Origin of the sequence: Marivirga sp. (genome assembly GCF_024636815.1) — a bacterium.
In the GTDB taxonomy this organism is placed as follows: domain Bacteria; phylum Bacteroidota; class Bacteroidia; order Cytophagales; family Cyclobacteriaceae; genus Marivirga.
In genome coordinates, this window is record NZ_JAGXGF010000236.1 from 1 (window position 1) to 7273 (window position 7273).

Annotated in this window: 7 protein-coding genes; 3 read left to right on the top strand and 4 right to left on the bottom strand. The window is 35.8% G+C overall.

What is annotated here, in order from left to right; genetic code table 11:
- The 3 genes from Q0L29_RS17015 to pyrF all read left to right on the top strand — a co-directional run.
- The coding region (locus tag Q0L29_RS17015; RefSeq protein WP_296623614.1) for a DNA translocase FtsK at positions 1-1213 on the top strand (1213 nt) is incomplete at its 5' end.
- A gap of 40 nt (positions 1214-1253) precedes the next feature.
- Positions 1254-1868 carry an outer membrane lipoprotein carrier protein LolA gene (locus Q0L29_RS17020; RefSeq protein WP_296623615.1) on the top strand — a complete coding sequence of 205 codons (615 nt, stop codon included), beginning with the start codon at positions 1254-1256 and terminating at the stop codon, positions 1866-1868.
- A gap of 268 nt (positions 1869-2136) precedes the next feature.
- Entirely contained in the window at positions 2137-2952 is an 816-nt protein-coding gene (gene pyrF / locus Q0L29_RS17025) for an orotidine-5'-phosphate decarboxylase (protein WP_296623618.1), read from the top strand.
- A 411-nt stretch (positions 2953-3363) separates the two neighbouring features.
- Here the strand turns inward: pyrF and Q0L29_RS17030 are convergent, their stop codons facing one another.
- The 4 genes from Q0L29_RS17030 to Q0L29_RS17045 are packed head-to-tail and all read right to left on the bottom strand — an operon-like array spanning position 3364 to position 7240.
- Entirely contained in the window at positions 3364-4098 is a 735-nt protein-coding gene (locus Q0L29_RS17030; RefSeq protein WP_296623619.1) for a shikimate dehydrogenase, read from the bottom strand.
- Positions 4095-5042 (bottom strand): DUF368 domain-containing protein, encoded by a 948-nt coding sequence (locus tag Q0L29_RS17035; RefSeq protein ID WP_296623621.1) that lies wholly within the window; start codon positions 5040-5042, stop codon positions 4095-4097. Before Q0L29_RS17035 ends, Q0L29_RS17030 begins: the two co-directional genes overlap by 4 nt.
- 11 nt (positions 5043-5053) lie before the next feature.
- The gene (locus tag Q0L29_RS17040; protein ID WP_296623622.1) at positions 5054-5827 is read right to left on the bottom strand and encodes a phosphosulfolactate synthase; all 774 of its coding nucleotides are present in this window, start codon (positions 5825-5827) and stop codon (positions 5054-5056) included.
- A 3-nt stretch (positions 5828-5830) separates the two neighbouring features.
- Positions 5831-7240, bottom strand: a complete 1410-nt coding sequence (locus Q0L29_RS17045) for a tetratricopeptide repeat protein (RefSeq protein WP_296623624.1) — start codon at positions 7238-7240, stop codon at positions 5831-5833.
- Between the last annotated feature and the right edge of the window lie 33 nt (positions 7241-7273).

The following is a 7273-nucleotide window of genomic DNA, read 5'->3' on the forward strand; positions in this document are numbered from 1 at the left end:
ACCAGGAAAGGGTACTATTGGTATAGAAGTACCTAACAAAAACCGTGAAATGGTGAGTATGAAATCAGTACTTGCCACTGATAAATTCTTAAAGAGCGATAAAGAATTACCAATTATTATGGGCAAAACCATCAGTAATGATGTATATATTGCTGATTTGGCCAAAATGCCTCACTTATTGATGGCAGGAGCAACAGGTCAAGGTAAATCCGTTGGTTTGAACGTGATGTTGGCCTCCTTGATTTACAAAAAGCACCCATCCCAACTAAAATTTGTTTTGGTTGATCCTAAAAAAGTGGAATTAACGCTTTTCAATAAACTGGAAAGACACTTTTTAGCGATGTTGCCGGGAACGGAAGAGCCAATTATTACGGATACTAAAAAGGTAGTGAATACATTAAATTCTCTCTGTATTGAGATGGATAATCGCTATGATTTACTGAAAGATGCAGGTTGCAGAAATTTGAAAGAATACAATACCAAATTTGTTAGCAGGAAATTAAATCCTGAAAAAGGGCATAAATTTTTACCATACATTGTTTTGGTAATAGATGAGTTAGCAGATTTGATGATGACGGCTGGAAAAGAAGTGGAAACACCTATTGCCAGATTAGCTCAATTAGCCCGAGCAATTGGTATTCATTTGATTATCGCTACACAGCGACCTTCAGTAAATGTTATTACGGGTATCATCAAAGCCAATTTCCCTGCAAGATTATCCTTTAGAGTGACCTCTAAAATTGATTCACGAACTATCTTGGATACGGGTGGCTCGGAGCAGTTAGTAGGAATGGGAGATATGTTGTTGTCACAAGGCTCTGACTTGATACGTCTGCAATGTCCTTTTATAGATACTCCAGAGATCGATGAGGTGGTAGAATTCATCGGTAACCAAAGAGGCTATGAAAGAGCTTATCAGCTCCCTGAATTTGCAGGTGATGATGATGAAAGCAAAGTAGGGGAGGTAGATTTATCCGAAAGAGATGCCTTATTTGATGAAGCTGCTAAATTGATTGTGTTACATCAGCAGGGAAGTACTTCATTAATCCAGAGAAAACTAAAATTAGGTTACAACAGAGCAGGGAGATTAATTGATCAACTTGAGGCTGCCGGAATAGTAGGCTCATTTGAAGGAAGCAAGGCTCGGGAAGTATTAATTCCTGATGAATATAGTTTGGAACAATTATTGAACAATATCGATAAGAATCATTAGAAAAAGAATAGATAAAGAGATGAGAAAATTCACATTAATTATGATGCTATTTATTTATAGCATCACCGTTTTCGCACAGAATGATCCAAAAGCCAAAGAAATCTTGGATCAAATGAGTGCTAAATACAGTAATATTCCAGGGTTTACAGCCACTTTCACACAAACACTTGAAAATAAAATGGAAGATATCACCGATACTTTCAAAGGAGAAATCGTAGTCAGTGGTGATAAATTTAAAGCAGATGTAGCTGGGCAGTTAATCGTTAATAATAATGAAACTGTTTGGACTTACTTGAGAGAAGCCAATGAAGTGACCATCAATAACTATGATGAAGAAGCTGGTGAGATGAATCCAAGCAAAATTTATAAGGCTTATCAGGAAGGCTACAAATATTTATACATGGCTGGAGAAGGTAATGCTCAGTATCATGTAATTGACTTAGTGCCAGAAGATAAAGATGAGTCCTTTTACAAAATCAGATTGAAAATTGATAAGAAAACCAATTTATTGGATAAATGGACCATTTTCGATAGAGCTGGAAATATCTTCAATTATGAAGTGACGAACTTCAAAGTGGATGATTCTTTAAGCTCAGAGGATTTCGTTTTTAATCCATCTGAGTATCCAGATATTGAAGTATTAGATTTTAGATAATTTATTTTTGAAAACAAGAATAGATTTGAAACCTGTCAGGTTTAACTTTTTTTAATTAATCAGTTTGACCAAAAGCGTGTGGTTGTTAATTATTTCAAAACCTGACAGGTTTAAAGTTCTGTTCCCCGGTTGCTGGTGCACCTACAAGAATTTGACTTCTAAAAAGCTGTCAGGTTTATACTGGCAATTGATGTTGAAAACAATACCATTTCATTATTCTTAAATTTTACAAACCTGACAGGTTTATTTACTAGCCTATCATAAAAGCATGAACTACCAAGAACTCTCCCACCAGATCAAATCCAAATCAAGCTACCTTTGCGTTGGCTTGGATACGGATATCAATAAAATCCCACAGCATCTCTTAAAAGAAAAAGACCCCATCTTTGAATTTAATAAACAGATAATTGATGCGACTATTGATTATACAGTGGCTTATAAACCCAATATTGCTTTTTATGAGGCCTTGGGCATTAAAGGCTGGGAAAGTTTACAGAAAACGATAGAATATCTTCCGAAAGATGTTTTTACTATTGCTGATGCCAAAAGAGGAGATATAGGCAATACATCCAAAATGTATGCAAAAGCATTTTTTGAACAGATGAATTTCGATTCCATCACAGTCGCACCTTATATGGGCAGTGATTCCGTTGAGCCTTTTCTTGAATTTGAAGATAAATGGGTGATTCTATTAGCACTGACTTCCAATGAAGGCGGAAAGGATTTTCAGTTTAAAGAATTAAAATCAGGTGAAAAGCTTTATCAAAAAGTGCTGGAGGTATCTCAAAAATGGGGAACTAAAGAAAATTTAATGTATGTGGTGGGAGCAACCCGATCTAAAGAATTCCAAGAAATCCGAAAATCAGTTCCCAATCATTTTTTATTGGTGCCAGGAGTTGGTGCACAAGGTGGAGATTTGGAAGAGCTTTCAAAATATGGGCTAAATGAAAATGGAGGCTTATTAGTTAATTCTTCGAGAGGAATTATTTATAGTTCATCAGAAAAAGACTTCGCTCAAGCAGCTGGAGCAAAAGCAAAAGGAATTCAGGAAGAGATGAGCATGTATTTGGAGAGGTTTTGTTGAAAATATAGATCATTAAATTAGTTGAGAAATAAGGGGCATTTATTGAAGAGCCTTATTATCAAGCGCCTGAGGCGCGAGTAATCATCACCATCCAGAGGATGGCGATAGACTACAAATATTTTCCTTCCGCTTGCCTCCGGCTAGTGGGACTTACTATCGCCTCTGGCGAAATTTGAGATTTGATTTAACCACTAAGTTGCACTGAGGCTATCACTACTTGTCCCGACAAAATCGGGAAAGCTCACAAAAGAAAATAACCAAGGTTATTTTGCAGGAAAATATAATTTAGATTACAAAGTGAAATATTAATAAACAGCTTTAGCTGTCACTTAGTGTTCCTTTGTGAAATCCTTAGAGGTACTTTGCGGTTAAAAATTAACAGCCTTCGGCTGTCTTTTGTACTTATTGTGGTTAGCTTCTATTCCATATCTCCCAAGACTTCTCAGCTTGACCTATCAACATCTCCAATCCATTTAATGTCTTAGCTCCTTGGGTTGCCCCTGCTTTTATAAAAGCCGTTTCAGACGGATTATAAACCAAATCATATAAATAATGATTTTCTGTTAAAGCTTTATAGGGTAAATCAGGCTTTTCTTCTACTTTAGGATAAGTGCCCAATGGTGTGGTGTTGATTATCAGTTGGAAATCTTCAAGAATTTCAGATTTTGAGTTTAGCTCTTCATAAGTAAAATCAAAACCTTCTTTTCGGGATACAACCTTAAAAGGAATAGATAAATCAATCAATACTTGTTTGATGGCTTTTGATGCTCCTCCAGTTCCTAAAATAAGTGCTTTTGAATTAAATTCTTTTGGCAAAAAAATTAAAAGTGAATCTTTAAAGCCATAATAATCAGAATTGAAGCCTTTGGTTTTGCCATTTTTAAATTGGATTACATTGACTGCTCCTATGGCTTCAGCATGTTGATCCAATTCATCTAAAAAAGGAATGATTTGTTCTTTATAAGGAATGGTGACATTCAAACCGGCAATTTCCTGCTTTTTCAATGCATCAAATTCCTGAATATTTTCAATTGGAAATAATCGATACTCGCAATTTTTAATATTTTCCTTTTCAAATTTCTCAGCAAAATATTTACCTGAAAAGGAGTGTTCAAGCGGATAACCGATTAAACCATAGGTTTTCATATATCCGCTTTTTTAACATTAAGCATGGAAGCAATTTTATCAATGGCCACCACAATAAAAATACCTAAACTTGCCATTAGTATAGCTTGAATCAATTGCGGATCTTGTCCTGTTTCATTTAAAAACTGGTGTGGCAATACGTTATGATCAAACAAAGGAACTTGTTGGCCTTCACTGTTAATACGGAAGCTATCCACCACTTTCCATGGCCATACTTTATTTAAAGAGCCTATCATAAATCCTGCAAGTACGGCAACTGTGAGAGATTGATAATTCCTCAAAAACCAGGAAATCAATCGAGCGAAGCTTAAAAGTCCGATGATACAACCCACAGCAAAGATTGCTAATGTTCCTATATCAACTGTTTCTACTGCTTCAATAATATATTTGTATTTGCCTAAAATCAAAAGAATGAAAGCTCCTGATATACCTGGCAAAATCATGGCACAAATTGCAATAGCCCCTGAAATTAGTACAAACCACCAGGCTTCTGGGGTTTGGGCGGGTGAAGCGGATGTAATAAAATAAGCAATAAAAACTCCTACAATTCCTGCAATAAGGGCTTTCCAATCTTTATTATCAATATCTCTTGCTACTAAAACCGCTGAAATAATGATTAAGCCAAAGAAAAATGACCAAACCAAAACAGGGTATGTGAGTAAGAGAAATCCAATCAGCTTTGCTAAACTAAAAACACTTATTGCAATACCAGCGACAAGCGTAATAAGAAAGGAGCCATTAATATGGCTCCAGGATTCTTTGAGTTTAAACTGAAATAATAATCTGAAAGCTGTGCCATCAACTGATTTGATGCTATTCAGCAATTCATCGTATATGCCTGTGATAAATGCTATGGTACCCCCTGAAACTCCAGGAACCACATCAGCACTTCCCATTGCAATGCCTTTTAAAAGCAGAACAAAATATTCTTTAATCGACCGCACAAAAATCTGTTTTAAAGTAAATCTTTATTATTTAAAAAATGGTGGAAAGTATCTCCCCTTAAACCCAAACGAATGGTTTCCAAAGGAATTATCTCATTTGGAGCAATATTTCCAAGATTTACATTAGCACCCACTAATTTAATGAAATAAACTTGTTGAGCTTTTTGTGGGGCTTCCCAGATAATTTTTTCAAAAGGAATTTTAGTAAGGATTTCTTGTACCAAACCGGAACGAACTTCACCGCTGGCTCTAAATAAACCTACATTACCTGCTTCTCTTGATTCTCCTATTACTTTCCAGGCACCTGCATCCAACTCGGTTTGCATCAACTCAATCCACTGGTATGGAGGGATGATTTTTTCAGCATCTTTTGAGCCAACTTCTGAAAGAACCGTAACTTGATCAGTAAGTTTTCTGATATAGTCACATTTCAAGTCATGTGGTAACTCGATGGATCCATCTGAAACTTCTGCGAATGGCATATCATATTTATCCAATAATTTGCGGTAATCCTCAAATTGGTCTCTGATGATAAAAGCTTCAAATAATGTTCCTCCAAAGTAAGTCGGAATACCCGCTTCTTTGTAAAGCGCCAATTTATCCTTCAGATTAGAAGTGACATAAGAAGTAGCCCATCCTAATTTTACTATATCAGTATATTCTCCGCTACTTTCAATGAAATCTTCTACTTCTCTTAGGCTAAGTCCTTTGTCCATAGCCATAGTAAATCCTACATCTCTTGGTTTTGCTGGTCTCTCAGGGATGTCTTTTAAATCGTAGTTCATGTTTTATTGGTTATCTTTTCTGAATTGATCTATAATTTTGAACAATGCCTTCTGTGTTTCAACCCTTGGGAAGAATTCATAAAGCACTGTGTGCATTTCAAAGTCCAAAACTAATGCATTTTCCAGAAAGATAAAGGCTTCTTTGTATTTACCGTATTCAATTAGGTAAGCCGTCATTCGATAATAAAGCTCAGGAGCATCAGGATTATCCTCCATTCCTTCTTTAAGAATATTGATGGCTATCTCCAAATCACCTGATTCGTAATAAATAAATGACCAATCTAAAAACAAGCTAACCTCTTCAGGGTCAAGGGCAACAGCTTCCTCATAAGCATCAATCGCGGAGTTCTGATTCCCTAATTGATATTCTGCATTGGCTAGTGCCTGCCAGTATTTAGATTCATGTTTATTAATTTTTATTGCTTTTTTAGAATAATGCACTGCTTCTATCCATTTTTCTTGCTGGATAAGACACAGAGACATTCCAAAATATGCTTCATCATAAAGCGAATCGAATTTTACAGCCTTTTGAAAATATTTTATTGCTAAGTCGGCTTGGTCTAATTTATCATAAGTTTCTGCCATGCGGCAAAATACTTCTGCACTAGGGCCTTCAATTCTTAAGGTTTGAGAAAAAGCATCTAAAGATTTACTGTTTTTCTCCAGTGCAGAATACGTATTCCCCATATTGAAATAAGCGGAAGCAAAATTTTCATCTATGGCTACCGCAAATTCATAAGCCTCTATAGCTTTTTCATATTTGCCTAATTTATGAAGGACCACGCCCAAATTATACCAGGCATGATAGGAATAAGGATCAGCATCAATAAATTTCTCATAATAGGCAATGCTTCCTTCCAACTGATCAGTCACATCCAGGCAGTACGCCAATTCATAAATCGCACTTTCGTGGTCAATATTTTCCTCTAAAACAGCTTTATAATTTTTTATGGCTTCCTCATATTTCCCAAGTTGCTGATAGGCCATTCCCATTTGAAACAGGACTTCGTCTTTATCTTCAGCGAAAGTAAGGGCTTTCTCCAGACATTCAATTGCTTCCTGATTTCTATTTGAAATTGTTAAAACGTTTGCTTTGGTCAATAATAAATCGACATCGTTGGGCTGAATGTTTTCGGCTCTATCCAACACCTGAAGTGCACTGTCATATTTTGTATTGCTCGCTAATACATGTGCATTGAGAATCAAAAGCTCAACTGAAAAAGGAAATTGCTCAACTGAAAATTCACTGGCTTTTAGCGCCTTCATGAATTTGTCATTATCCAAATACAATTCAACCACTTTTTCAAGTTCTTCCACATCAAAAAAGTGGAAATCTTTGCCCTGAATATGATTCTCGAATTTTTTAATCAACTCTTTCTCTTCGTCTTTTCTGTTTCTGAAAAATTCGCTCATAAATAATGAATAAGTGGTTATCCTACTTTGTCA